Annotated in this window: 28 protein-coding genes; 17 read left to right on the top strand and 11 right to left on the bottom strand. The window is 62.6% G+C overall.

All coding sequences use genetic code 11. From position 1 onward, the window contains the following. Window positions 1-166 precede the first annotated feature (166 nt). Window positions 167-580: a hypothetical protein gene (locus AB6809_RS15350; protein WP_029966215.1), complete on the top strand. Its 414-nt coding sequence runs from the start codon at window positions 167-169 to the stop codon at window positions 578-580. Between the two features lie 89 nt (window positions 581-669). Here AB6809_RS15350 and AB6809_RS15345 read toward each other — a convergent pair whose 3' ends face one another. Beyond that, window positions 670-897, bottom strand: a complete 228-nt coding sequence (locus AB6809_RS15345) for a DUF2795 domain-containing protein (protein WP_006049385.1) — start codon at window positions 895-897, stop codon at window positions 670-672. Window positions 898-1113: 216 nt separating this feature from the next. Here AB6809_RS15345 and AB6809_RS15340 point away from each other — a divergent pair, with 216 nt between their 5' ends. The 3 genes from AB6809_RS15340 (at window position 1114) to AB6809_RS15330 (ending at window position 4222) form a co-directional block, all read left to right on the top strand. Beyond that, window positions 1114-3279, top strand: coding sequence for a response regulator (locus AB6809_RS15340; RefSeq protein ID WP_029966218.1), 2166 nt, complete (start codon window positions 1114-1116; stop codon window positions 3277-3279). A 62-nt stretch (window positions 3280-3341) separates the two neighbouring features. Further along, on the top strand, window positions 3342-3557 hold the full coding sequence (locus AB6809_RS15335) for a zinc ribbon domain-containing protein (protein WP_029966220.1): 216 nt from the start codon (window positions 3342-3344) through the stop codon (window positions 3555-3557). Between the two features lie 89 nt (window positions 3558-3646). Beyond that, entirely contained in the window at window positions 3647-4222 is a 576-nt protein-coding gene (locus AB6809_RS15330; protein ID WP_006049382.1) for a low affinity iron permease family protein, read from the top strand. A 69-nt stretch (window positions 4223-4291) separates the two neighbouring features. On the opposite strand, the gene AB6809_RS15325 is transcribed toward AB6809_RS15330, so the two are convergent. The 5 genes from AB6809_RS15325 to AB6809_RS15305 form a co-directional block, all read right to left on the bottom strand. Next, window positions 4292-4585, bottom strand: coding sequence for a DUF6723 family protein (locus AB6809_RS15325; protein ID WP_029966222.1), 294 nt, complete (start codon window positions 4583-4585; stop codon window positions 4292-4294). 166 nt (window positions 4586-4751) lie between these two features. Continuing rightward, window positions 4752-4877, bottom strand: coding sequence for a hypothetical protein (locus tag AB6809_RS15320; RefSeq protein WP_006049380.1), 126 nt, complete (start codon window positions 4875-4877; stop codon window positions 4752-4754). A 79-nt stretch (window positions 4878-4956) separates the two neighbouring features. Then, window positions 4957-5385 carry a GFA family protein gene (locus AB6809_RS15315; RefSeq protein WP_029966224.1) on the bottom strand — a complete coding sequence of 143 codons (429 nt, stop codon included), beginning with the start codon at window positions 5383-5385 and terminating at the stop codon, window positions 4957-4959. 67 nt (window positions 5386-5452) lie between these two features. Then, entirely contained in the window at window positions 5453-5605 is a 153-nt protein-coding gene (locus AB6809_RS15310) for a DUF6496 domain-containing protein (protein ID WP_006049378.1), read from the bottom strand. A 195-nt stretch (window positions 5606-5800) separates the two neighbouring features. Then, window positions 5801-6346: a DUF4142 domain-containing protein gene (locus AB6809_RS15305; protein ID WP_029966227.1), complete on the bottom strand. Its 546-nt coding sequence runs from the start codon at window positions 6344-6346 to the stop codon at window positions 5801-5803. 206 nt (window positions 6347-6552) lie between these two features. Between AB6809_RS15305 and AB6809_RS15300 the strand changes: the two genes are divergently transcribed. Together AB6809_RS15300 and AB6809_RS15295 are read left to right on the top strand one after the other, a co-directional pair. Then, window positions 6553-6723 carry a hypothetical protein gene (locus AB6809_RS15300; protein ID WP_307258901.1) on the top strand — a complete coding sequence of 57 codons (171 nt, stop codon included), beginning with the start codon at window positions 6553-6555 and terminating at the stop codon, window positions 6721-6723. 72 nt (window positions 6724-6795) lie between these two features. Next, the gene (locus AB6809_RS15295; RefSeq protein ID WP_029966229.1) at window positions 6796-7884 is read left to right on the top strand and encodes a glycosyltransferase family 4 protein; all 1089 of its coding nucleotides are present in this window, start codon (window positions 6796-6798) and stop codon (window positions 7882-7884) included. A 52-nt stretch (window positions 7885-7936) separates the two neighbouring features. Here AB6809_RS15295 and AB6809_RS15290 read toward each other — a convergent pair whose 3' ends face one another. Then, window positions 7937-8344: an Hsp20/alpha crystallin family protein gene (locus tag AB6809_RS15290; protein WP_006049374.1), complete on the bottom strand. Its 408-nt coding sequence runs from the start codon at window positions 8342-8344 to the stop codon at window positions 7937-7939. Window positions 8345-8373: 29 nt separating this feature from the next. Further along, window positions 8374-8814 (bottom strand): Hsp20/alpha crystallin family protein, encoded by a 441-nt coding sequence (locus AB6809_RS15285; RefSeq protein WP_006049373.1) that lies wholly within the window; start codon window positions 8812-8814, stop codon window positions 8374-8376. Between the two features lie 263 nt (window positions 8815-9077). Here AB6809_RS15285 and AB6809_RS15280 point away from each other — a divergent pair, with 263 nt between their 5' ends. Both AB6809_RS15280 and AB6809_RS15275 read left to right on the top strand, forming a co-directional pair. Beyond that, window positions 9078-9533: a hypothetical protein gene (locus AB6809_RS15280; protein ID WP_051153846.1), complete on the top strand. Its 456-nt coding sequence runs from the start codon at window positions 9078-9080 to the stop codon at window positions 9531-9533. Between the two features lie 145 nt (window positions 9534-9678). Next, window positions 9679-9960: a hypothetical protein gene (locus tag AB6809_RS15275; protein ID WP_006049371.1), complete on the top strand. Its 282-nt coding sequence runs from the start codon at window positions 9679-9681 to the stop codon at window positions 9958-9960. 19 nt (window positions 9961-9979) lie between these two features. Here AB6809_RS15275 and AB6809_RS15270 read toward each other — a convergent pair whose 3' ends face one another. Then, complete coding sequence (locus AB6809_RS15270; protein ID WP_029966233.1) at window positions 9980-12391, bottom strand: PAS domain S-box protein; 2412 nt, start codon at window positions 12389-12391, stop codon at window positions 9980-9982. Window positions 12392-12707: 316 nt separating this feature from the next. Between AB6809_RS15270 and coxB the strand changes: the two genes are divergently transcribed. From coxB to AB6809_RS15240, 6 genes are read left to right on the top strand one after another with little or no spacing between them, the layout of a single operon-like run. After that, window positions 12708-13793 (top strand): cytochrome c oxidase subunit II, encoded by a 1086-nt coding sequence (coxB, locus tag AB6809_RS15265; RefSeq protein WP_029966235.1) that lies wholly within the window; start codon window positions 12708-12710, stop codon window positions 13791-13793. Next, a complete protein-coding gene (gene ctaD / locus AB6809_RS15260; RefSeq protein ID WP_029966237.1) occupies window positions 13790-15739 on the top strand; it encodes a cytochrome c oxidase subunit I in 1950 nt (649 codons plus the stop codon). Before coxB ends, ctaD begins: the two co-directional genes overlap by 4 nt. Further along, window positions 15736-16386, top strand: a complete 651-nt coding sequence (locus AB6809_RS15255) for a cytochrome c oxidase subunit 3 (RefSeq protein WP_029966239.1) — start codon at window positions 15736-15738, stop codon at window positions 16384-16386. The genes ctaD and AB6809_RS15255 overlap by 4 nt, the downstream gene beginning before the upstream one ends. A gap of 11 nt (window positions 16387-16397) precedes the next feature. Further along, window positions 16398-16730 carry a hypothetical protein gene (locus AB6809_RS15250; RefSeq protein ID WP_029966241.1) on the top strand — a complete coding sequence of 111 codons (333 nt, stop codon included), beginning with the start codon at window positions 16398-16400 and terminating at the stop codon, window positions 16728-16730. Further along, entirely contained in the window at window positions 16703-17671 is a 969-nt protein-coding gene (locus AB6809_RS15245) for a cytochrome c oxidase assembly protein (protein WP_029966243.1), read from the top strand. Before AB6809_RS15250 ends, AB6809_RS15245 begins: the two co-directional genes overlap by 28 nt. Further along, window positions 17668-18981, top strand: coding sequence for a cytochrome c (locus tag AB6809_RS15240; RefSeq protein ID WP_029966245.1), 1314 nt, complete (start codon window positions 17668-17670; stop codon window positions 18979-18981). The genes AB6809_RS15245 and AB6809_RS15240 overlap by 4 nt, the downstream gene beginning before the upstream one ends. Window positions 18982-19026: 45 nt before the next feature. On the opposite strand, the gene AB6809_RS15235 is transcribed toward AB6809_RS15240, so the two are convergent. Next, window positions 19027-19536: a GNAT family N-acetyltransferase gene (locus tag AB6809_RS15235; RefSeq protein ID WP_006049363.1), complete on the bottom strand. Its 510-nt coding sequence runs from the start codon at window positions 19534-19536 to the stop codon at window positions 19027-19029. Window positions 19537-19813: 277 nt separating this feature from the next. Here AB6809_RS15235 and AB6809_RS15230 point away from each other — a divergent pair, with 277 nt between their 5' ends. The 3 genes from AB6809_RS15230 to AB6809_RS15220 all read left to right on the top strand — a co-directional run bounded on the left by AB6809_RS15230 (window position 19814) and on the right by AB6809_RS15220 (window position 23095). Continuing rightward, window positions 19814-20329 carry a CinA family protein gene (locus AB6809_RS15230; RefSeq protein WP_006049362.1) on the top strand — a complete coding sequence of 172 codons (516 nt, stop codon included), beginning with the start codon at window positions 19814-19816 and terminating at the stop codon, window positions 20327-20329. After that, the gene (locus AB6809_RS15225; protein WP_029966247.1) at window positions 20326-22374 is read left to right on the top strand and encodes an NAD(+) synthase; all 2049 of its coding nucleotides are present in this window, start codon (window positions 20326-20328) and stop codon (window positions 22372-22374) included. The genes AB6809_RS15230 and AB6809_RS15225 overlap by 4 nt, the downstream gene beginning before the upstream one ends. 133 nt (window positions 22375-22507) lie before the next feature. Beyond that, window positions 22508-23095, top strand: coding sequence for a hemerythrin domain-containing protein (locus AB6809_RS15220; protein ID WP_006049360.1), 588 nt, complete (start codon window positions 22508-22510; stop codon window positions 23093-23095). 64 nt (window positions 23096-23159) lie between these two features. On the opposite strand, the gene AB6809_RS15215 is transcribed toward AB6809_RS15220, so the two are convergent. Beyond that, window positions 23160-25466 (bottom strand): FdhF/YdeP family oxidoreductase, encoded by a 2307-nt coding sequence (locus tag AB6809_RS15215; RefSeq protein WP_029966249.1) that lies wholly within the window; start codon window positions 25464-25466, stop codon window positions 23160-23162. Window positions 25467-25722: the final 256 nt, after the last annotated feature.

Here is a 25722-nt window from a genome sequence, read left to right as displayed (position 1 = left end):
TCGCCGTCGCGCAAGGCACGGCTTGGGTTAGTCGATGTCAGCCACGCGCAGCATCGCTCATGCCCGCACGTATGCGCGACAGGTCGCACGCGACCGCGGCAAGCGGCTTGCTGGGAAGCTAGTCTCGCCCGCAAATCTGGCGATGCCACTAAAAGGAGCACCGATCATGCTGCTCAGCGATGAAGAACTTGCGCGCCTCGAAGGCGTTGCGCCTTTTCTCGAGAGCGAGGCAAAGACGTCGCTCAACTTTGCGCCTGACTACGAAGTGACGGCTGAATTCGCGGCGCATCTGCAGCCGGGCCTGCGCATTCGCGCGGCTAATCAGGACTCAGGCGATGCCGACGCGCCGCCTTATCCGCTGAACCTGTTCGTCGGCTTGCCGCTCGACGAATTGCGCGAACTCATCGAAGCCAAAGACAGCGCACGCGATGCAATGATCGCGCGCTTCGGCGCGTCGTTCACGCCGCGTCTGTTGCGTGCAATCGAAACGGAGACGCCCGGCGCGATCAACCTCGATGCGGGCGTGCAGAACGAGGCGGGCACGCTGTCGGTGCTGCTTGCGGAGCTTTCGCAAACATGACGCAACGCGAACCGCTGCTGCTTGTAGTTCGTTCCGTCGCTTGCAGATTTGACAGCGGCCGCGGCCTTGCACGCCGCGGCCGCGCGAGGTCACTCGTTGCCCACGCCCTTCGAGACTTCCGCCGGACTGCCGTACTCCTGTTCCGGCAAACGTTCGAGCGCGTCGAGCACTTCGTCGTCGGCGCCGTTGCCTTTTGCGGTGTCCAGCAGACTCGCCTTGTCGGCGGGATACGAGGCGCCTTTCAGCGCCTTCTGGACATCGATGAATTTGCGAATCGGACCGCCGTTGGAACTGGTCGAATTGCTATTGGACGCCATATGCATCTCCTTGAGGTTCGTCATCGGGTGGCAGACGATGCAGCATCGCGCGTTCCTCGCGCGCGTTCACACGTCGCGTGGCAGCGTCGCATGCAAACGCACTCTTTCGCCGTGTCAGGAATGAATCTGGCTGCAGCCATCTATAGGGCCGCCGCGGTACGGGCGGCCCGGTTTCTTCTTCTCAAGCAAGCAAGCAAGCAAGCAAAGGATCTTGCCGTGAGCACTGCGGACCGCGAAGCCATTCTTGTCAACCAGCAAGCGATTCTGGCGCGATTCGGCGAGCTTGCGTTGCGTTCCGACGATCTCGACGAGATCCTCACCGAGGCCTGCCGGCTCGTGGCCGAAGCGCTGCAAACCGACATGGCGAAGGTGATGGAACTACAGAAGGACCGCGTCACGCTCGTCGTGCGCGCGGGCGTCGGCTGGCCGCCGGGCGTCGTCGGGGAGGCCAGGGCGCGCGCCGAGCGCGGCTCGTCCGAAGGCTATGCGCTGCAAACCGGCAAGCCCGCGATCTCGCCCGACATCGCCAATGAAAAGCGCTTCCGCTACTCGCAGTTCATCGTCGATGCGGGCGTGAAGGCGCTGATCAATGTCGTGATTCTTGGCGGAAAAGACCGGCCCGCGTATGGCGTGCTGCAGGTGGACAGCCGCAAGCCGCGTGACTTTAGCGACGTGGACACCGAGTTCCTGCGCTCCTACGCGAACCTGCTCGCCGCTGCGGTCGAACGGCTTCGCATCGCCGCGGAAACGCGCAAGCACGCGACCTCTCTGCGCGAAAGCGAAGAGCGTTACCGCATGCTGGCGACGCAGATTCCGCAACTGGTGTTCACCTGCACGAGCACGGGCGAGCGCACCTGGGACAGTCCGCAATGGACCGAATACAGCGGACTGCCGGAGAAGAACAGCCGCGGCCTTGGGTGGCTCGATGCGATTCATCCCGAGGACCGCGACGCCACCATGGCGGCATGGACTTCGAGCGAGGCGCAGGGCGAATATGCGGTCGCGCATCGCATCCGTCGCGCGGACGGCGCATATCGCTGGTTTCAGACGCACGCGAGGCCGGTGCGCCCCGAAGGACGCACGGTGACGTGGCTCGGCACATCGACGGATATCGAGGACCAGGCTCGCATACGCGAAGCGCTGGAACGCAGCGGCGAGGAACTCGAAAGACGCGTGTACGAGCGCACGGCCGAATTGCAGCAGGCACTCGACACGCTGCATGTGGAAGCGCGCGAACGTTCGCGTGCGGAAGAACGTCTGCGTCACAGCGAAAAGCTGAAGGCGATCGGCCAGCTCACAGGCGGCATCGCGCACGACTTCAACAACATGCTGCAAGCGATCATGAGTTGTCTCGGCCTGATTCGCGTGCGCATGCAACAAGGCCGCCCAAGCGACGTCGTCACGCTTGTCGAGCGCGCGGAAAAAGGCGCGGTGCGCGCCGCGACTCTCACGCACCGTCTGCTCGCGTTCGCTCGCCAGCAAACGCTCGAGCCGCGGCTCGTCAGCCTCGACGCGATCGCGCACGACATGGAGGACATGATCCGCCGCGTGGTCGGCGCGAGCATCAACGTCGAACTGAAACTCGGCGACGGCGTGTGGCTCGTGCAATGCGACCCGAACCAGATGGAAAGCGCGCTCGTGAACCTGTGCGTGAATGCGCGCGACGCGATGCCGGACGGCGGCTGGCTCACCATCAGCACAAGCGAAGTGATCCTGAACGAAGCCGAGGTGGCCGACTTCGAGGACGCACTGCCCGGACGCTACTGCTGCATCGCGGTATCCGACACGGGCACCGGCATGTCGCAAAAGATCATGGAACACGCATTCGAGCCGTTCTTCACGACGAAGCCTTCGGGCCAGGGCGTCGGTCTCGGCCTGAGCCAGATATACGGCTTCGTCAGACAGTCCGGCGGAATCGTGCAGATGCAAACTGCCGTCGGCAAAGGGACGACGGTGCGCCTCTACATGCCGGCCTCGGTGCAACGCGAGGATGTCGAAGAGCACAGCACTGGCCCCGGCAAAACCATCATGCTCGTCGAGGACGAAGAGATCGTCCGCGAAGTTACCGCCGAGCAATTGAGGGAACAGGGCTATCGCGTACTCGAGGCCGACAGCGGAGCCGCGGCGCTGCGGCTGCTGCATGCGGGCGCGCGTTTCGATCTGCTGATCAGCGACGTCGCCCTGCCCGGCGCGCTGAACGGCCGCCAGGTCGCCGAGTCGGTGAGACAGCGTTATTCGCGGATGCCCGTGATACTCGTCACAGGCTATGCGCCGGGCGATACACCGTCCGATATGGAAGTGATCAGAAAGCCCTTCTCTCCCGAAGTACTCGCCGCGCGCGTGCGCGCTAAACTGGAGCAATCGCAAGCCGGCGTCGACTAAACGACGCAGTCGCCCCGCGCGGCGATCGGCACTTAAATTTTTCGTCTCGCAGATCGACACCCATGCCAGTTTACGACTACCAGTGCGCCGAATGCGGCAACTTCGAAACGGCGCGCCGCATTGCCGAGCGCGATGAACCGGCGCCCTGCCCGCAGTGCGGAAACGCTGCCGCGCGCGTGGTGATCGGCGCACCGTCGCTCGGCGGCGGCTCAGCCGCTTCGAGCGACGACGCGGGCAGTTACGGCATGCGCCATCGCGGCGGCTGCTCGTGCTGCTGAAGCATTTTTTCGTATTACCGGAAGCCGCTTGCGCGAACCCGGCACGAACTGTGCTGCGCGTTCGATAGAATCATTACGGGAGAAATAACATGAGACCAGCAGAAGCGCGCTCCAGCTCGGACAGCATCAACACTATTCCGCCGACCTCGAGCCCCGCGTACGCATCGCGCAATCCGGTCACGCGCGCGTTCGACGTGTTCGCCAGTTCAGTCACGCGGATCGCGGGTTCGCCCATCGCATTCGGCCTCGCGCTCATCACGATAGTCGTTTGGGCCGTCACGGGACCGGTCTTTCATTTTTCCGACGCGTGGCAACTGGTCATTAACACGGGCACCACGATCATCACGTTCCTGATGGTCTTTCTGATCCAGCAAAGCCAGAACAAGGACAGCGTCGCGATGCATCTCAAACTTAACGAGTTGCTCGCGTCGCATCGGGCGGCGAACAATCAGTTGATCGGTATCGAAGACGCTTCCGAAGACGATCTGCGGCGGCTCGCGGCCGCGTACCTGCGGCTGGCAAGCCGCGTCGGCGCGCATGGCAGGGAGAGCGTCGACGTCGATGCGTGCGTGGAGAAAACGGCGGCGGAGAAGGCTCGGAACGAGGGGAACAACGAAGCGAAAAGCGAAGCAAAAACCGAAGCAAAGGAAAGCGAACGCGCCTGATCCCGCGCCTCACGCCTGCAATCTCATGCGCGGCCTCGCACGCCGCGCGCCGCGCTTCGCTTCGCGCATTCACGGCTCCGGGTTCAGCAAATCCGCCGCGACCAGTTCCGCGCCCTTGCGCGCGGCAGCCTCGCGCGCTTCCAGCGCGGTCTCGAATGGACCGATCATCGGCGCGCCGTCGTAAGGGAAAATCACGCGGTCATCCGTCGTCCTCACGACCTTCAGGTCGCCGGTGAACGTGCCGGTCGCCGTGCGTCGATACGTCGGGTAGATCCTGTAATCGCTCGCGGTGGTGGGCGCACCGTCGGGCGATGCGAAGTCCCGCAGCGAGCTATTGCGAAAGTGCAGCTTCCTTCTCACCATCTCAATCCCTGCAATTGCTATCGTCGACTGGTTAGGGGCCTTGTGAAAAATCACATGGCGATGGCGCATACGCGGACACGGCGCGCATCCAATGCGCGCCGCGCTCTGTCGTCACACGGGCTGCCGGCGTGTCAAAAGCGAACGCCGGCAAGCCTGCTACAGCGAATCAGGGCTGACGTTGTCCGCCCTGGTGCTGCGGCGTCTTCTGCTGGTTCTGCTGTTGCTGGCCGCTCTGCTTGCCCGCATTCTTCGGATTACCAGGTTGTGTATTGGATTGCTTCGGATCGCTCATCTCTGCTCCTTGGTTTGCGAAAGTAGTGGCCGGAGGCACCGGCGTTCTGCACTGCATGCTTTACGCGACTATTCAGCGACTATTCAGGGCTTTCCTCCTCATACTCGGTACGCACGCCCTTAGGCAGCCACGGTTCCTTGCGGCGGCACCACAGTTCGTAAGTAGGTTCGTAAAGCCCGACGTTATCGAACGCGCCGAGCGGCACGTCCAGTTCATCGCTTCCCAGATATTCCATGAAGGCCACCGACCCGCACGTCGGGCAAAAGTATCGGCGTCCTTCCGCCGAACTTTGCCAGGTCTGCACGGGACCGGTGAACTCGACAGCGTCGCGGGCGAACATCGCATAGGCGCCGAATGCGCTGCCGTGAACGCGGCGGCACGTCATGCAGTGACACAGCGATACGCGCCGCGGTTGAGCCGTGACGCGAAATCGCACCGCTCCGCATGCGCATCCGCCTGTCTGTTCAGCTTGTCCGCTTTGTGTGGGTTCACTGTCTTGCGTGCCCATGCTGTCGCCTCCGGTCCGAGGTTGCGGTGTCGTCGTGTCGAGCGCCATTCGCGCGCCATTCGGCGCGTTACTTGTCGCTCTTCTTCGGAATCTTTGCGCCCGATTTGCGGGCCTGGTTCAACGCAATGGCGACCGCCTGCTTACGCGGCTTGCCATGTTTCGTTTCGGTCTTGATGTTGTGCGAGACGGTTTCTTTGGATGTTCCTCTTTTCAGCGGCATGATCTTCTCCCGTCAATTGACGCGTTGATCGGAACGCAGCGAGCCGGCTGGCCGGCCTCGGCTGCCATTACAGCTACGACTCAAACTACCATTCAAACGCAGCACGCCACGTGCCACATGGCGTGCTGCGCGAGGCCGGCGTCGACGGAGCGCGGGCTTGCCGCTTCGCGCGGCTCCATCGGCGGGAAGCAGGCGTTACTGCTCCGAGACGCCCTTCTTCGACGCCAGTTGCTGGGCGCGCTGGTAGTGCTCCTTGATGGTCGGCAGCGCCTTTTGCGCGGCCTGCTTGAGCTTCGCGTTCTGCCCGTCGGCAATTTCCTTTTCGAAAGCCGCAATCGTCTTCTTGTGGCCTTCAAGACCGAGCTTCTGGATATAAGCCTGATCGAATTCCTTGCCCTTGAGCGGCTTGAGCGCGTCGAGCACGCTCGTGTCGGAATTGTCCTTCGGCACTTCGACGCCGTGCGGTGCAGCCATCTTCAGTTGGACCGTCAACTTCGTGTGGTCGAGCATCATGTGATGCGCGAACGACTTCACGTCCTTGTCGCTGGAGTTGCTGGTCGCGAGTTTTGAAGCGTCGATTTCCGTCGACGAAGACATCGAGGCGGCCTGAACGAAGTCTTTGTCCACCTGCGAGAGCGGATTCGCGGCGGTGGTGGAAGCGGCTTCTGTCTGCGCGTTAGCAGCGACCGGAACCAGGCTGAAACAACCGCACGCTAGTGCAATTACTGTCATCTTCTTCATGCGTTTCCTCACTTGTTCGAACGGGGTAGCCAGGGTGGCGCAATGTTCGTTGCGACACCGGTAGGCCAGCAACCCGCATGCCGCGGCGCGTCAAGCAGACGAATTTTTCGCCGCCTGCCACGCGAACGCCGGACCAACGCATCGCACCGCTCGGGACCGTGCCTTGCTGATTGCACTTGCCTTCCAACCAACCGAGGGAGAACGCAATGGCAACCAAACCGAACGACCCGAAAGAGTCCAACGAGTCCACGCAAAACGATTCCGGCGAAGGAACATTTGAAACCGATGTGTCGGAAACCGGCGAAGACGGCACCACTGTCCGGCAAGCGGAAGTGAAGGAAAGTGACTTGTCGGAAGTGAAAAAAGACCAGTCGTAAAGCGTGTCGCGATGGCCGCGTGCGCGCTTATCGCGGACGCGGCCGCAACCCAACCTGATGACAAGATTGCCTGTGAGAATCGCTCAAGTCGCACCTCTCTACGAAAGCGTTCCGCCTTTCGCCTACGGCGCCACCGAGCGCGTGGTGTCCTACCTGACTGAAGAACTCGTTCGACGAGGCCACGAACTCACGCTATTCGCCACGGCGGATTCGCGCACCGCCGCGCGGCTCGTGCCGATCTGCGAGCGGGGACTATGGCGCGATAGCGCCGTCTGGGACACGCTCACGCATCATGTGCGGCAGCTCGCGCGCGTCGCGGATCTCGCGCATGAATTCGACGTCGTGCATTTTCACGGCGATCCGCTGCACTTTCCGCTCGCGCGGTCGCTGCCATGCAAGTCGCTCACCACATTGCACGGGCAATTGCTGCCGGTGGATCACGGACCGCTGTTTCGCGAATTTGCGTCGGCGCCGCTGGTGTCGATCTCCGACGACCAGCGCAAGCCCGTGCCCTTCGCGAACTGGCAAGCGACCATCCATCACGGCCTGCCGCGCGACGAATTCGAATTCGAGCCGCGTGCGGGCTCGTATCTGCTCTTTCTTGGCCGCATCATGCCCGGCAAGCGGCCCGATCTCGCCGTCGAAATTGCAAGGCGCGCGGGGCTGCCGTTGAAGATGGCCGGCAAGGTTCACCCCGGCGAGCGCGAGTACTTCACGGAGCAAATCGAGCCGCTGCTCGAACGTTCGCGCGACTTCACCGACTATCTCGGCGAAGTGGGCGGAACATTGCGCAAGGAACTGATCGCGAATGCACGCGCGCTGATCTTTCCGGTCGAATGGGCCGAGCCGTTCGGCATGGTGATGATCGAGGCGATGGCATGCGGCACGCCGGTCATTGCATTCGGACGCGGCGCGGTGCCCGAGGTGCTGGAGCACGGCGTCAGCGGCTTTATCGTCGATAACGTGGAAGAGGCCGTGCAGGCGGTGGCGCGCATCGGCGAACTGGATCGCGTGCAATGCCGCCGCGCTTTCGACGCGCGCTTCACGGCCGCGCGCATGGCCGACGACTATCTGCGTGTGTACGAGCGCATCGTCGCGGGCACGCGCGCGGCCGTGCCGGCGTCGGACAGCGATGCCGACGCACAGCAGGTATGCGGTTAGCCGCGTCGCGGACACAAACCGCGGCCCTAAAGCACGGGCCGCGGCATTGCCATTAGCCGACGTTCACCTCAATCCGCCGTGGCCGCGCTTCTTCGCGCCGCGGAATGACGAGCTTCAGCACGCCATCCTGCAGGTTCGCTTCGATCTTCGACGTGTCGAATTCCGGACTCAGCGTGAACGAGCGCGAGAAATGCGGCGCGCGGATTTCCGCGTGTTGCAGACGCAAGCCGGCGCGCGTCGGCACGCTCGCTTCCGCTTCGATATGCAGATTGCCGTCGTGCACGCGCACTTCCAGCTTCTCTTTCGACACACCCGGCAGATCCGCCCACAGCGTCACGCCATGCGCGTTCTCGATCACGTCGACGGGCGGCGTGAGCGTCGTGCGCGGCTCGGCCGGTTCGCGCTCGCCGCGCGCGACGGGCTGCTGCTCCTTCTGAACTACATCGGTCGTATCGTTCATGATTCCCTCCATCATCGGTATCGGTGAGATCACTGAATGGCGATTGCGCGAGGCTTGGACGATTCGCGCTTGCCGACGCTAATCGACAGGCAGCCGTTCGTATAGCGGGCTTCCACCTTGTCGGGATCGGCCTGCTGCGGCAATTCGATCACGCGGCGAAATGACCCGGTGAAACGCTCCTGCGCGTATTGACGGGTCGACTCGTCCGCCTCCGGCGCGATGGATTTGCGCTCGCCGGCAATCGTCAGCAAGCCCTTGTCGATCGACACGTCGAGTTGCGACGGATCGATGCCCGGCGCGAACGCGACGATCTCAATGGAATCGTCGGTGGTGCCGATATTGATTTGCGGAAAAGCCGCGAGGCGGCTCGAGCGGATGCTCGAAGGAAAACCGCCGAACAGCGCCGACATCTGCTGCTGCAGACGGTCGAACTGGCTGAACAGGTCGGTCGCGAAGTAAAGGTCGCTCATGATCGTTTCCTCCTCGGTAGTACCGGGGCGAGGAGAGGACGGCACTGCACACTGCACTCCGCCTGCCCGCAGCCCCTGACAGACAAATCGAACACGCAGCGCATTGCAGAAACGGCGCGTCTGCATGATCGCAACTCACTGAACGACTTCTAAAATAAATGCACGCGCAACGATTTCAAGACCCCTCGCGCAAATTTCCGGGCTTGAAAAATAGCGGCGCAGCCGCATAGTTGTGCGAGATCAAAAAGTGTCGGAGAAAAGGCATGGAATTCGATTCAGACTGGCTCACTCTTGGTCGTCACCGCGTGTCCCTGCGCTCGCCAAGAGGATTTCCCACCGAGGGAATGCGAACCGCCGTCGACGTGATACGGATTGCGATAGAGAACAACATGAGCGCCCGCGCGCGCCTCGTCGATGTTGCGGTGCGAGAAGAGAAAACCTACGACGTCTCAGTTGGAACCACGTTCGCGGAGGACCGGCTGTGCGCTCCGCAACTGGAAGCCGCGATTGCCACCGTGCTCGGTTTGCTGCCCTCGCAAGTGCGCATCTTCGTGACCGTCGTGACGCAAGAAGAAGTGGACCTGCACTTCGGCGTGTACGAGCGGATGCTGGCCGAAAAAATCAGCGGATTGCCACCGATCCGGCGCGGCACAGAAGACGCTCTACGCGATATGCGCAGCCAGTCGCGCGTCGACGCGTCGCCGGTAGACAGAAGCTAGGTCCGGTGGCCGCTAGAGACCAGCCTTAAGATTTCCTTCAGCATCGCGCGATAAATTCAAACGATAGATTCAAAGCAACGTCTGTCACCACACGATACCGGCGAGCCTGGCTCGCCGTACATCAATAAAAATAGTGAGAGAACCCATGCCGAAGGCAAAAACAGCCGGCGCCGCCGCGGCGAATGCACGTCTTGCGTACGTGCTCGAACTCGCGCGCGGGTCTTCGCATATCAGCAGCACATTGAGTCGCGAAAGCGAACGGCGCGCGATTGCGGAAACGCTGACCGAGTTCTGCCAACTGTACGGCGAAAAGGAAGCGGCCGTCTTCCAGAAGCTCCTCGCAGACGAACTGCGGCAACGCGGCAAACGCGACGCCGCCGCCGCGGTCGCTCAGTTCCGATTCGCGTGCAATACCTTTGGACGCTGACAGGTCGCGTGCGGTCCTGCTAGTCGTCGAAACCGCGCAGCATCGCGCTCAATTCGTCGATGCTATACGGCTTGCGAAGCGCTCCCCAGCGAAACGGCAACGTGTCGACCGCGGGCATCTCGTGGCCGGACGCGAAGATAACCCGTAGCGTGGGCCGCAATTGCGTGGCGCGTTGCGCCAACTCGAGCCCCGGCATGACAGGCATCGACAGATCGGTGATGAGCACGTCGAATGGTTGCGCTTCAAGCAGGCGCAACGCCTCTTGCGGCGAACCGGTGACAACCGGATCGTGGCCGACGAGCTTCAGCAATTCGCCGATGGCCTCGGACGTGTCGATGTCGTCGTCGACCAGCAAGAGACGCAGACTCGTCTCGCCGCCGGCCGGCTGCTGCGTTTCGTGGCCGCGGCTGCTGCTATTGCTGTTGCTAGTGCTGTTCATGTGCGCATTGCTAACGCTGTTGGTATTGGTGTTGGTAGTGCGCACGAGCGGCGCAACGCCGAGTATCTGCCGGATCTTGTACGCCAGTTGTTCGCGGCTATACGGCTTGCTCAGCAACTCGACGCCGGGGTCGAGCCGCCCGCCGTGCACAATCGCGTTTTGCGTATAGCCCGATGTAAAAAGCACCTTCAGACGCGGCAACATCTGCACTGCCTGCGCGACCATCGCCGGACTGCGCAGCGGGCCGGGCATCACCACGTCGGTAAACAGCAGGTCGATATGCACGCCGCTGCGCACCACGGCGAGAGCCTGCTCGGCGTCGTTCGCCTTCAGCACGCTGTAGCCCAGACCGGAGAGCGTATCGACCACGGTGGATTGCACGTCCTTGTCGTCTTCCACGACGAGGATCGTCTCCGTTCCGCCGAGCAGCGTGACCGGCTGCGAAACCGGCGCCTCGACCGCTTCTTCCATCGAGCGCGGCAGATAGATCTTGACCGTCGTGCCGTGTCCGACCTCGCTGTAAATCCGGATGTGACCGCCGCTCTGCTTCACGAAGCCGTAGGCCATGCTGAGACCCAGGCCCGTGCCCTCGCCTTCCGGCTTGGTCGTGAAGAACGGATCGAACGCGCGCTGCACGACTTCGGGCGGCATGCCCGTGCCGCTATCGGTCACGGCGAGCATCACGTACTGGCCCGCGGGCACGTCGGGAAAACCCGCGACGTAATGGTCGTCGAGCATCGCGTTCGACACTTCCATGGTCAGCTTGCCGCCCTCCTTCATCGCGTCGCGCGCATTGATCGCGAGATTGAGGATCACGTTCTCCATTTGATGCACGTCGACGAGCGTATTCCACAGGCCGCCCGCCACCACGGTTTCGATCTCGACGGTTTCGCCGAGCGCGCGGCGCAGCAGGTCGTCCATGCCGCGAATGGCGGAGGCGAGATTGATGACGATCGGCCGCAACGGCTGCTGACGCCCGAACGCGAGCAGTTGCGACGCGAGCTTCGCGCCGCGCTCCACGGCGTCGATCGCCTTGTCGAGACGCTCACGAGTCCAGCCGTCGCGCTTATGGCGGCTTTCCAGCAGTTCGAGGTTGCCGCGCAAAATCTGCATGACGTTGTTGAAGTCGTGCGCGACGCCGCCCGTCAGCTTGCCGATCGCTTCCATCTTCTGTGACTGCACGAGTGCGACGCGGGTCTCTTCGAGCAAGCGCGTCGCTTCCATTCGCTCGGTGATGTCGCGCGTAATCTTCGCGAAGCCGACCAGCGTGCCGTTGTGGCGGATCGCGTCGATCACCACATGCGCCCAGAAACGCGAGCCGTTCTTGCGCACGCGCCAGCCTTCCGATTCGAAGCGGCCGTCGCGGGCGGCGGCTTCCAGGCCGCGCTGCGGCAGTCCGCGCGCGGCATCTTCCGGTGTATAGAAGCGCGAAAAATGCGAGCCGATGATCTCATTCGCCGCATAGCCCTTGATGCGATGCGCGCCCGAATTCCAGTTCGTCACGCGGCCTTCCGGCGACAGCATGAAGATCGCGTAGTCCGTCACGCCGTCGACGAGCAGCCGGAAACGCCGCTCGCTTTCGAGCACCGCGTCATGCACCGCTTTCTTGTCGGTCATATCGCGCACGATCTCGCCGAAGCCGAGCAGCGCGCCGTCGGACGAACGCAGCGCCGTGAGCACGACGCTCGCCCAGAACGCCTTGCCGTCCTTGCGTAGCCGCCAGCTTTCACCCTCGAAGCGGCCTTCGCGGCGCGCCGTGGCGAGCGCCGTTTGCGGCAGACCTTTGGCGCGCTGCTCGGCGCTATAGAAGATGTCGAGCGGCTGACCGATCACTTCTTCTTCGCTATAGCCGTGAATGGCTTCTCCGCCCGGATTCCACGAGCGAATGCGGCCGTCTTCCGACAGGCCGATCACCGCATAGTCGCGCAAAGACTGAAGCCATATATTCGCCCAGTTCTGAACGATGTCATCCGGCTCGTATGCATGCGCCATCAAGCTGCTCCTGGACAATAGGCCGAGGACCTGGTCTGCGATTCAATGCGCCGGAGACGGCGCACCCCGTGTTCTTGTACTGGTTTTCTGTTCTTTCGCACATAAAGCAGCGGCAAGCCGGGGCTCTGCGGCCTCATGCGCATCGCAACATTTTATTAGCGAACGCCGGCGATATGAAGCGCTCTCGCCGCTCATTAAGTAAGACGGGCGCGACTTCTGTAAGCGTTTGAAAGCGCCGTCGGCGCGGCCTCGCGCGAGGTACAGCGATTGCTAGCCAGTCGCAAACGTCCCCACCATCACGCCACCTCGCGCAAGCATGCACACAGGCCAAGCATCTCGACGCCGGCTGGACAACCCTGCTGGAAAGCGGCGGCATGCCTCGTGGCTGCTGCGGATCGCCGCGCTTTGCTGCTGCAGCGCAACGCTGAATGCACGGGCCGCACCCGCCCATGATGCGCTCAGCCCGGCAGGCGTGCAGGCGTCGCACATCTTCACGCTCTGGACGCTGACGCTCACGGTCTGCTCGCTCGTTTTCGCGGCCGTGCTGATCGCGCTGCTCGTCGCAATGGCGCGCGCGCCGCGCGTGAGCCACGATGCCAACCCCGACCTGGGCCCGCTCGAGCGTCCGGAGAAACGCGTGCGCCGCGTGGTCGGCGCGGCGTCGATTGCGTCGGTTGTGCTGTTGTTCGGCCTGCTCGTCGCCGACATCGCGACCGACCGCGCGCTGTCGCGATTGCCCGTCGCGGACGCCGTTCATCTGGAGATGACCGGGCACCAGTGGTGGTGGGAAGCGCGTTACGCGGACGACACACGCGGCGGCGGATTCGCCGTTGCCAACGAATTGCACATTCCGGTGGGACGGCCGGTGGTGATCTCGCTGAAGGCCGACGACGTGATCCATACGTTCTGGGTGCCGAGCCTGCACGGCAAGAAGGACATGATACCTGGACGCGAATCGACGATCGAATTCCGGGCGGACCGCGCCGGCACCTACCGCGGACAATGCGCCGAATTCTGCGGCCTCGAACATGCGTTGATGGCGTTCACCGTGGTCGCCGAGCCGCCCGCCCAGTACGACGCGTGGCTCGCGCGTCAGCGGGCGCCCGCGCCGCAGCCGGCCAACGCATTGCAGGCACAGGGCGAGCGCCTCTTCACGACCGGCAACTGCGCGGGCTGCCACACCGTGCGCGGCACCTCCGCGCACGGCGTGCTCGGGCCCGACCTCACGCACGTCATGAGCCGCCCGATGCTCGGCGCCGGCACGTTCGAAAACACGCCGGCCAACCTGGCGTCGTGGATCAGGGCGCCCGGCAGCATGAAGCCCGGCACGACGATGCCGGCGAGCCAGTTATCCGCGCAGGACCTCGATGCGCTTGTAGCATGGATGAGAACCCTTCAATGAGCGAACGTCATTCCACTTCCGCGCGCCCGATCGAGCATCTGGTGGACGGCCCCGCTGCCGGACCGCAGATCGCCGAGGCACTCGCGCGCACCTGGAGCGATCCGCCCGGCTGGCTCGGCCGGCTATCGGCGATCAATCACAAGACCGTGGCGCGGCGCTTCGTCATCACCACGTTCGTGTTCTTCGTGCTTGCCGGCCTGCTCGCGCTTGCGATGCGCCTGCAACTCGCGCGGCCCGGCAATCGCCTCGTCGGCCCGGAACTGTACAACCAGCTCTTCACGATTCACGGCACGACGATGATGTTTCTGTTCGCCGTGCCGGTCATGCAGGCCGTCGCCGGCTGGCTCGTACCGTTGATGATCGGCGCGCGCAGCGTCGCCTTTCCGCGGATGAACGCCTACGCGTACTGGGTCTTCCTGTTCGGCGGCGCGACGCTGTATGTAGCGTTTCTGCTCGGCGCCGGCCCCGACGCCGGCTGGTTCAGTTACGTGCCGCTCGCCGGACCCGACTATTCGACCGGCAAAGGCGTCGACATCTGGGCGCAGATGATCACTTTCACCGAACTTTCCGGCCTGCTCGAAGCGGTGGTGCTCATCACCACCATCTTCAAGATGCGCGCGCCGGGCATGTCGCTCAACCGCATGCCGCTTTTCGTGTGGGCCACGCTGATCACGCAATTCATGGTGCTGTTCGCGATGCCGGCGGTGATGCTGAGCAGTACCGCGCTGATTCTGGACCGTCTCGTCGGCACGCATTTCTACAACGCGGCGCGCGGCGGCGACGTATTGTTGTGGCAGCACCTGTTCTGGTTCTTCGGCCATCCCGAGGTGTACCTGATCTTTATTCCGCCGCTCGGCTTTCTATCGTCGATCATTCCGACGTTCGCGCGCCGCCCCATTTTCGGCTATCCGGCGATGGTGCTGGCGCTCATCACCACCGCGTTTCTCGCGTTCGGGCTGTGGGTGCATCACATGTTCGCGACGAGCATTCCCGCGCTCGGCAAGAGCTTTTTTACCGCGGCGAGCCTGATGATCGCCATTCCCTCCGGCGTGCAGATCTTCTGCTGGATCGCGACGCTCTGGACAGGACGCGTCAATCTGAAGACGCCCCTGTGGTTCGCGCTCGGCTTCTTCTTCATTCTCGTACTCGGCGGAATGACGGGCGTGATGCTTGGTTCGGTCTCGCTCGATCTGCAGGTGCACGACACGTACTTCGTCGTCGCGCATCTGCATTACGTGCTGCTTGGCGGCGCGGTGTTTCCGCTATTCGGCGCGTTCTATTACTGGTTTCCGAAAGCGACCGGCCGAATGCTGAACGAGACGCTCGGACGCCTGCAATTCTGGCTCTTCTTCATCGGCTTTAACGTCACGTTCTTTCCGATGCACATCCTCGGTCTGCACGGCATGCCGCGGCGCGTGTGGACGTATCCGCATGCAATGGGCTGGGACGGCCTGAACATGACGGCAACGATCGGCGCGATAACGATCGCAGTGAGCGTACTGATTTTTATCGTCAATGTGCTCCGTAGCTATCGGCATGGTGCAATTGCGGGCGCCGATCCGTGGGGCGCGGGCACGCTCGAGTGGAGCACCGCGAGCCCGCCGCCGCCGCATAATTTCGACGCGTTGCCGGTGGTTCACGGACGCGATCCGCTGTGGGAACCAGGCGCGCAGCCGACGCATGTCAGCGGGCTCGCGGCCGAGTCGCGCGAAGTGCTGTCCACCACTGCACTCGATGCATTGCCCGACCTGCGCTTGCTGTTTCCGTCGCCGTCGATCTGGCCGTTTATCAGCGCGGTGGCGACCACGGTGCTCTTCATCGGCTCGATCTTTTCGCCGTGGGCCGTGGTGTGGGGCTCGGTGCCCGTGATCGTCGCGATGATCGGCTGGTTCTGGCCGAATCGTGGGCAAAACCGGCGCGCGCTTCAGTTGGAGCAACGGCCATGACGGAGTTGCGCAAAGTGCCCGGCAATGCGGCGTTGGACCAACAGGGCGCCGCGCCTGCGTTGATGCTGGACGTGCGTCATTTGCCGAGCTTCGGCTTCGGACATCGCAGCCTGATGTGGTGGGGCACCGTATGCCTGATGCTGATAGAAGGCACGGTGTTCGCCATCGCGGCAATGGCGTACTTCTACCTGCGCAGCCTCACCGCGCACTGGCCGCTCGACGCGGCGCCGCCCGCGCTGCTGTGGGGCAGCGTGAACACGGCGGTACTGTTGCTGAGCATGTGGCCGAATCAACTCGCGAAGCGCGCCGCCGACTGCGAGCAGCGCGGCCGCGCGCGGCTGCGGCTCGCGGTGTGTCTGCTGTTCGCCGTCGTGTTCCTCGTGATTCGCGGCTTCGAATTCGCGGCGCTCAACGTGAGCTGGTATGCGAACGCGTATGGCTCCGTCGTGTGGCTGCTGCTCGGTCTGCACACCACGCACCTGATTACCGACGCGGTCGACACCGCGGTCCTCGCCGTGCTGCTGTTCACCGGACCATTCGAAGGAAAGCGTTTCGTCGATGTCAGCGAGAACGCGCTGTACTGGTACTTCGTCGTACTGAGCTGGTTGCCGATCTATGCGGTGATCTATCTTGCTCCCCGCTTGTGATGGAGGTTGCCATGCGAACCTGGCTCGCGCTCCTTGGTGCGCCCTCCGCGGTACTCGCCGCGCTGAGCGTCGACTACGCGCTCGTCACGCCATCCTGCGCGTGGCGCACGCTCTTGCCTTTGGGCAGCGTGACCGGCACCGCGCTGCTGTTCTCGATCGTCGCCACGCTGCTTGCGTGGCATCGCTGGCGCGAGGCCGGCATGGTTGCGCCGGCGAGCGCGCCGGCCCTGCCCGCGCGGCCCGCGATGATGGCTTGCGCGGCCACATGGGTCGGCATGCTTTCGACGCTCGCGCTCGTCGCAATGTGGATACCGCAATGGCTTATTTCTCCGTGCGTGCAATGAACAATCCGCTCCGTTGTCTGCTTGCCTGCGCCGCGCTCTGCGCTTCTGCCGAGGTAAAAGCGCATGTGCTGAGCGCTGCCGAACGCAGTGCGCCGCCTGTGCTGCGCTGGACGTTCGAGCCGTGGGTCGTCGCATTGCTGATCGCGAGTCTTGCTTTGTATGTGGCCGGCTATCGGCGTCTGCGCGCGCGCAGCAAACGCGGCCGCGAGGTTCGCGCGCGTCAGCTAGGCGCATTCTTGCTCGGATGGCTCATGCTCGTCGCCGCGCTCGATTCGCCACTCGATGCGTTGAGCGCCGCGCTCTTCTCCGCGCACATGGTTCAGCACGAATTGATGATGATCGTCGCCGCGCCGCTGCTCGTGCTCAGCAGGCCGCTCGCGGTATGGCTATGGGCCTTTCCTCCCGCCGCGCGTCACCGGATAGCGGCAGCCGTTCGCACACCGGCGTTGCGCGCACTCTGGCGAACGCTGTGCGCGCCGGCCGTCGCGTGGATGCTGCATGCCGCCGCGTTGTGGGCCTGGCATATGCCGCGTCTGTTCGAAGCGGCGCTTGCGTCGTCCGCTATTCACACGCTTCAACATGCGAGTTTTCTGCTGAGCGCACTATTGTTCTGGTGGGTCGTTTTCGGCGAAGGCACGCGACGCGATCAGAGCGGCTATGCGATGTTGTCGCTCTTCACGACGATGGTTCACACCGGCGCGCTCGGCGCATTGCTCACGCTCGCGCCGGGACTTTGGTATCCCGCGTATATCGAGCCCACGTCGGCGCTCGGTTTCGATCCGTTGCAGGATCAACAACTCGGCGGGCTCGTGATGTGGGTGCCCGGCGGCCTCGCCTATCTGATCGCGGCGCTTGCGACCGGCGCGCGCTGGCTGAAGCATCGCGCGCCCGCGACGCTGATGCCGAACGCGCTGTCCGCACACAGAGACAGCAATTCATGACGCGGCGCTTCACCTACAGGGCGCTGGGCGCTACCGCGATGCTGTGCGTGCTTGGCGTGCTGCATGTCTCGCCGCAACAGCGCGCATGCGCGCAGCAATCGCAAGCCGCGGATGCCGCGCTCGTCGCGCGCGGCGACTATCTCGCGAAAGCATCCGACTGCGCGGGATGCCATACCGCGGTCGGCGGACCAGCGTACGGCGGCGGCCTCGGATTGACCTCGCCCTTCGGCACGATCGTCAGCAGCAATATCTCGCCGGACAAGCGCTATGGGATCGGCGCATTCAGCTATGAAGACTTCGCGCGCTCCGTGCGAGAAGGCGTGTCGCCAGGCAATAAGCGCCTCTATCCCGCGATGCCGTATGCGTCGTTCGCCAAAATGTCCGACGACGACATGCGCGCGCTTTACGCGTATTTCATGCATGGCGTGAAGCCAGTCCCCGAACCCGCGCCGCCGACGAAAGTCCCGTTCCCCTTCAATCAGCGCTGGGTGCTGTACTTCTGGCAACAGCTTTTCGCTCCGAAAGAACCGTATCGGCCGAAGCCGGGACGCGACGCGCAATGGAATCGTGGCGCGTTTCTCGTGCAAGGCCCCGGCCATTGCGGCGCATGCCACACGCCTCGCGGCCTGGGCTTCCAGGAACGCGGCTACGACGAAACGTCGTCTACTTATCTGAGTGGTGGAGTCAACGACAACTGGTTTGCGCCGAATCTCACTGGCGATCCCGGCTCCGGGCTCGGACGCATCGGCGAAAAAGATCTCGCCGCGTTTCTGAAGACGGGCCACGGTGCGGGCCTCGCGGCATTCGGCTCGATGGTCGAGCAGGTCGAAGACAGCACGCAGTATCTGACGGACGACGACGCGCTCGCGATGGCGCACTATCTGAAATCGCTGCCCGCGCAAAAACCTTCCGGACGCTACGATCCGCATGCTCAGCCCGACTTGCCGACGCGCAACGGCAATCGCGTCGATGCGCCGCAATCGGTGGGCGCACGCGTCTATGTTTCGTTCTGCGCACAATGTCACGGCGCAGAAGGCGCCGGTGTGCCGAATGTGTTTCCGCGCCTCGCGGGCAATCCGTCGGTGATCACCGAAGACACGACCTCGCTGATCCGCTTGATGGTGGAAGGCGGCAACAGTCCCGCGACGATCGGCGGGCCGCCGCGCCAGGCCATGCCCGGCTTCGCTCAAACGCTCACGAACGCACAAATGGCAAGCGTGCTTTCATGGATTCGCAGTTCATGGGGCAACGACGCGCGGCCCGTCACCGCGAACGACATTCAATCGCTACGCAAAAAATTGCATAAGTAGCGCGGCGTGTGTCGTGCCGCGCGATGCCGTCGAGTTTCTGACGCGTCACGCGTCGCGCATCGTTTCCTTGCGCTGATTGTCGGGCGCCTGCCCGCCGAGGCGCTTTTCGTAGCAGCATGCGTCGGCCTTGCCCACATACGGTCCATACGGCGCAATGCGCTGGAAACCATGCTTTTCGTAGAAGTCGATCGCGCGGCGATTGTTCAGGTGCGTGCCGAGCCACAGCGCCTGATAACCGAGTTGCGCCGCTTCTTTCTCGAGTCGCGCGAGGATTGCACTGCCCACGCCATCGGCGCCCGGACGCGCATACAGGCGCTTGATTTCGGCGATATGCTCGCCCAGCGGACGAAATGCGCCGCAGCCGAGCGGAGTCGCCGAATCACTTCGCGCCACCAGAAAGCGCGAGCAATCGAGCGTGACGTCGCGAATGGAAAAGCGGTTCTGTCCGCTGTCGCCGGTGAACACGGCGAGCGTCGCACTCAGTTCGTCGAGCAGCGTCTGTGCGTCCATCGAGGCGGGGTCCTCGCGATTGATAACGATTGTGGGAAACATCATGGGCGTCGCCTCCTTTACCGTCGCGTGTGGTTGCGCCCAACAGAAACAGCAATCGCTGTACCGATCTGCGAAGCGACGCGCCGATGCTTCGGCGGCCTCGGCAAAAAAATGGCCCGCCAACCGGCGGGCCGAACCGAACAAACAACCATGGCGTCCCGGTGAAGGGACCCTCGTGTGGAGCAATCCGCGTGCCGCTTCGAGTACCTGCACGCGCAACGGGTATCGCACTTGCTTGCACAGAAGTGATCGGTCCATGCCCTGAATGAGAGAGGAAAAAATGAATATTCCCCGCAGCGTGGTTGGATTTCTGTCGTCGCGCGGTCTCGTGATCGCGACCGCCGAATCGTGTACCGGCGGTCTGATTGCATCGCTGATCGCAGACGTGCCGGGCAGCGGCGCGTGCCTCGACATGGGATTCGTCGTCTATTCGCCATCGGGCAAATGCGGTGTGCTCAACGTGCAGGCGCAGACGATCGAAGAGCACGGCCTGACGAGTGAGGAAGTCGCGCGCGAGATGGCTACCGGCGTGCTTGCGCTCGAAGCATGCTCGGCGCATATTGCCGTTGCCAATACGGGAATTGCAGGTCCGCCGCCGAAAGGCACCGATCTCGCGCCGGGCACGCAATGCTTCGCGTGGCGCTACAAGCGCCGCGACGGCGAATACATGTTCAGCGAGACTCGCGTGTTCGACGGCGACCGTACGACCATCAGGCAGAACGCCGCGCTTTATGCACTGTCGCGGATCGAGCATTATTTCAATCAGTTGCCGAACGCGAGGCGCCGCGGACCATGACGCGATCATTTTTCAATCTCTACAGTCACGATTTCGCGCGTGTCGCGGTCGCGGTTCCTGTGTGCCGCGTCGCCGACCCGCAATTCAACGCCCAGGAAACGCTGCGGCTCGCGCGGGAAGCCGCGCAAAAGGGTGCGTTGCTCGTGGTGTTTCCCGAGTTGGGCATCTCCGCTTATACGTGCGACGACCTCTTCCATCAGCGCGCGTTGCTCGACGCATGCGAAGCGGCAATTGGCGACATCGTTGCGGCGTCCACCAACATTCCCGCGGTACTCGTGATCGGCGCACCGCTGAAGATCGAGCATAAGCTCTTTAATTGCGCACTGGTCATTTCAAACGGGAAGCTATGCGGCGTCGTGCCGAAGAGCTATTTGCCGAACTATGGCGAGTTTTACGAGGCAAGGCAGTTCAGCGCGGCGGAGAATGCATCGTCCACCGAAGTAATGTTGTGCGGACAGCAGGCGCCGTTTAGCGCATCGCTGCTATTCGACGTTCCCGGCGCGCCGCTCTTTCGCTTTCACATTGAAATATGCGAGGACGTATGGGTTCCCGTGCCGCCTTCGTCGTTCGCCGCGCTGGCGGGCGCGACCGTGCTCGTGAACCTGTCTGCGTCGAACATCGTGATCGGCAAGTCGGGCTATCGTCATCAACTGGTTGGGCAGCAATCCGCGCGATGCCTGTCCGCGTATCTGTATTCGTCGGCGGGGCGCGGCGAATCCACCACCGACCTTGCATGGGACGGCCAGGCGCTGATCTACGAAAACGGCGAACTGCTGGCGGAGTCCGAGCGTTTTCTCGATACGTCGCACATCATTTTCGGCGACGTCGATCTCGAACGACTATCGCGCGAACGGATGCGGCAGACGACTTTCGGTCAATCGACGCGCCGCCATGCAGACGAAGTCCGCAAATTCCAGGTGGTCAGCGTGCCGGCTTCGCTGCCGGACGCGGAGCATCTTCCGCTCATGCGCGCGATCAACCGCTTCCCTTATGTGCCGTCCAATCCCGCGACGCGCGACGAACGCTGCGCCGAGGTCTACAACATTCAGGTGCAAGGGCTGCTTCAACGGCTCGGCGCGGCCAACATTTCGAAAGTCGTGATCGGCGTTTCGGGCGGGCTCGATTCTACTCAGGCACTGCTCGTCTGCGCAAAAGCAATGGACAGGTTGAAACTGCCGCGCTCGCATATCCTCGGCTATACGATGCCGGGCTTTGCGACCAGCAGCCGCACGCTCCAGCAGGCGAAAGATTTGATGCAGGCCGTGGGCTGCTCGATGCAGGAAATCGACATACGCCCTAGCTGCATGCAAATGCTGAAGGACCTGAATCATCCATTCGCGACCGGCGAAGAACAGTACGACGTCACATTCGAAAACGTTCAGGCCGGCGAGCGCACCAGCCATCTTTTCAGGCTCGCCAATTTTCATCACGCCATTGTGATCGGCACCGGCGATCTCAGCGAACTGGCGCTCGGATGGTGTACTTATGGCGTCGGCGATCACATGTCGCACTACAGCGTGAATGCGAGCGTGCCGAAGACGCTCATCACACATCTTGTCCGTTGGGTCGCGGAATCGGGTCAGGTAGGCGACGCGGGTTCGCGCGTGCTCGAACAGATTCTCGCGACAGAGATCAGCCCGGAACTGGTGCCCGGAAAAGTCGAGAAGGTTATCGATCAGAAAACCGAAAGCATCATCGGTCCATATGAATTGCAGGACTTCAATCTGTACTACCTGTTGCGTTTCGGCTTTGCTCCGTCGAAAGTGGCGTTTCTCTCGCATAGCGCATGGGCCGACCGTGAGCATGGCGTCTGGCCCGCGGGCCGCAATGTCGCGCGTAACCAGTACACGCTGGCCGACATTAAACGCAATCTGGCGATTTTCGCCGAGCGCTTTTTTCACACGAGTCAGTTCAAGCGCTCGTGCATTCCCAATGCACCCAAAGTCGGCTCCGGCGGTTCACTGTCGCCGCGCGGCGATTGGCGCGCGCCGAGCGATAGCGAGGCAACCGTCTGGCTGCGGGACATAGAAAAAATTCCGGACTAACCTCGCTAACACGGCGTTGCAGGTACGGAGAATGCGGTATGTCGCGCATCCGCGAGCGCCCGCATGCCGACGTTGCGCATGCCGACAATCCCCAATACCGACGCCTGGCGCCGCGTCATTCTGGAGAACTGCCATGCCCGATAGCAATTCGTCGATGTCGCCCACCATCACCTCAATGATCCGCCTGGATCATATGCATGTACTCACCGCGTTCCATCGCTATCATCCGGACACCGCGTGGTGGCGCAAGCGCGCGATTGTCAATTCAGTGTGTGCCGCGCTCGAAATTCACGCGCAGTTGGAAGAAGAGATCTTTTACCCGGCGCTGGGCGGTGTACTCAGCGAAGATCAGACGCTCGAAAAGAGCCGCCCGGAACACGACGAAATGCGCGCGACGATTGCGAAGCTGCGCGCGACCGGTCCCGAGGACGCTGCCTACGACGGCCTCTTTCAGCAACTGATGCGCGAAGTCATGCACCATGTGGCCGATGAGGAAACGGTACTGCTGCCCACCGCCGAACGCGCATTGAAGGACGAGTTGCGTTCGCTTGGCGCGAAGATGACGCGCCGCAGACTCCAGCTTCTCGGCGAACGTCCGCGCGAAATCGCGGTGAATACGGCGGGCACTTTTCCGGTCGCCACGTTTCTGCTCGGCTCTCTGCTTGTGATCGGCGCGACGCATTGCCTGCCGAAATCGCGCAGAACTCGGTACGCCGATTAAGCGCCAATTAAGCGCTGATTACGCACTTACGATCAGCCGGGCTGTAGGAAGCCCGGCTGATTTGTCACGCCGAAACCTGCACGCCCGGCTTATCCACAATCCTCACCGGAATCGACTTCGCCCCTGGCACCTTGCTCTCTTCCGCGTAATGCCACAGCGGCAATAGCGGATTGCACTCGGGGTAATAGCCGGCGATACAGCCGCGCGGAATGTCATACGCCTTCACGGTAAAGCCGCTGACGCGCCGGTCAAAGCCGTCGTCGGCGATGGTCTGCAAGCCGATCTTGTCGCCTTCGGAAAGACCGCTCGCCGCCATATCGTCCGGATTCATCAGCACAACCATGCGGCTGCCTTGCACGCCGCGAAAGCGGTCGTCGAGACCGTAGATCGTCGTATTGAACTGGCTGTCGGAGCGCAGCGTCATGAGCCGCAGCGCGTCCGGTTCACGCTCGGGCATGTCGGGATCTTCGCCTAGCGCCTTGGGCACGAGGAACTCCGCCTTGCCGCTCTTTGTTTTCCATTGCCGCTGGCTGGCTGGCAAAGGCTTGTGAAATCCGCCGGGCGTCCACATGCGCTGATTGAAATCGTGGAAAATCTCCGGGTACGTCTTCGCTATTTCGTCGCGCACCACCGAGTAATCGTCTCGCCACGCATCCCAATCGACGTTAAAGCGCGTGCCCAGCGTCGCTTTTGCAATGCCGGCGACAATGTACGGCTCCGAGCGAATGTTCTCACTCGCGGGTTCGGCCACGCCATGCGAGCCATGCATGCAGGCGGTGCTGTCTTCCATCGAAACAGCTTGCTCGCCGCTCGCCTGCCGGTCGATCTCAATGCGGCTCAGGCACGGCAGAATGTACGAAATCTCGCCGTGCACGAGATGGCTGCGGTTGAGCTTCGTCGCAACGTTCACGTTCAGCCGCAAACCGCGCCATGCGGGTTCAATGCGCAAACGGTCGGGTACTGAACGCACGAGATTGCCGCCGAGATTGAACACGCCTTTAACCTCGCCTTTAAGCATTGCCTCGAATGCCTCGACGGTATTCAGGCCTTTTTTGCGCGGCGGTTCGAACGAGAACTGACTGGCCAGTTTGTCGAGCGGCGCGAGTTCCGGTTTCTCCGTGATGCCGACGGTGCGCTGCCCCTGCACGTTCGAATGCCCACGCACCGGAGAAGGCCCGGCTCCCGGCTTGCCGATATTGCCGCGCAGAAAGAGCAGGTTGCATACCATGCGCACGTTCTGCACGCCGAGTCGGTGTTGCGTGAGTCCCATGCCGTAGTGAATCATCACGGCATTGGCTTTCATGTACTCGTTTGCCGCAGCTTCTATCGCCTCGCGCGGCAAGCCGCTCACTTTCTCGATGTCCGCCCACGACGCCTCGCGCGCATAGTTCGCGAACGCTTCATAGCCGGTTGTGTGCTCGCGAATGAAATCGACGTCGATGACGCGCGGCCGCGCCTGTTCGATGGCGAGATCGTCGGCCGCAATCACCGCCTTGCAGATGCCGAGAATCGCCGCGGTATCGCCGCCCGTCTTGAGCTGATGATATTGCGTGCTGATCTGCGTATTGTCGGGCGTCAGCATCTGCACCGGCGATTGCGGATTGGCAAAGCGCACGAGGCCCGGCTCTCGAAGCGGATTGAACGTGATGATAGGTACGCCGCGTTTGCGCGCGTCCTGCAACTGGTGAAGCATGCGCGGACTATTGGTGCCGACATTCTGGCCGAAGAAGAACATCAGATCGGTCTTCTCGAAGTCCTCGAGCGTAATCGTGCCGACGCCTACGCCGATCGCTTCCTTCAGGCCGACGCTGGTGCTCTCGTGACACATGTTCGAGCTGTCCGGCAGATTGTTAGTGCCATACATGCGCGCGAAAAGCTGGTACATGTATGAGGTTTCGAGCGATGCACGGCCCGACGCGTAAAAGACCACGCTGTCCGGATCGAGCTGATTCAACTCGCGGCCAATTTCGTCGAATGCCTGTTGCCATTCGACCTGCACGTACTTGTCGGTGGCGGGATCGTAGCGCAACGGCGCGGTGAGCCGCCCGGCTTCCTCCAGATCATGGTCGTGCCATGACAACAGTTCAGTTACGGTGTGAAGCTGAAAGAACTCGGGCGTCATTCGCTTCGATGTGAGGTCCCACGCCGTCGCCTTCGCACCGCTTTCGCAAAACTCGAACACGTGCGGGTCGGCCGGTTTCGCCCACGAACAGCTTACGCACATGAAGCCGTCCGGTTTGTTCTGCTTGCGCAGCGCTGCGCTGTCTTTGACGCTCACATGCTCCTGCGCCAGGATCGTCGTGACCGCTTTCAACGACCCCCAGCCGCCGGATGCATACGGGTAGTCTCGTGTGGTATCGCTCTCTTTCATCATCGTCTCCGCGCGATCGTCAATGTACAGGCGGTGAGCAAAGCCTGTACCCGTGCCGCGCAATGAGCACTGCTGCTGACAATAGGGTTACAAGGCGGGGTACAAGGCGGGTTACACGGCGGGTTACAAAGCACTACCGCGTGCCCGTTCGCACTGCCGCATCCATTCAAGCAATCGGGTCACGTATTTGCTACCCTGCATGAGCGCTTGCCGGGCGATTGCCCGTTCGTCGATGTCCGCTCACGTCCCTTACTCG

It is taken from the genome of Paraburkholderia sp. RCC_158 (assembly GCF_041355255.1).
GTDB lineage: Bacteria > Pseudomonadota > Gammaproteobacteria > Burkholderiales > Burkholderiaceae > Paraburkholderia > Paraburkholderia graminis.
Note: the sequence above shows the minus strand (reverse complement) of the source record. Positions and strands in the feature narration are given on the sequence as shown.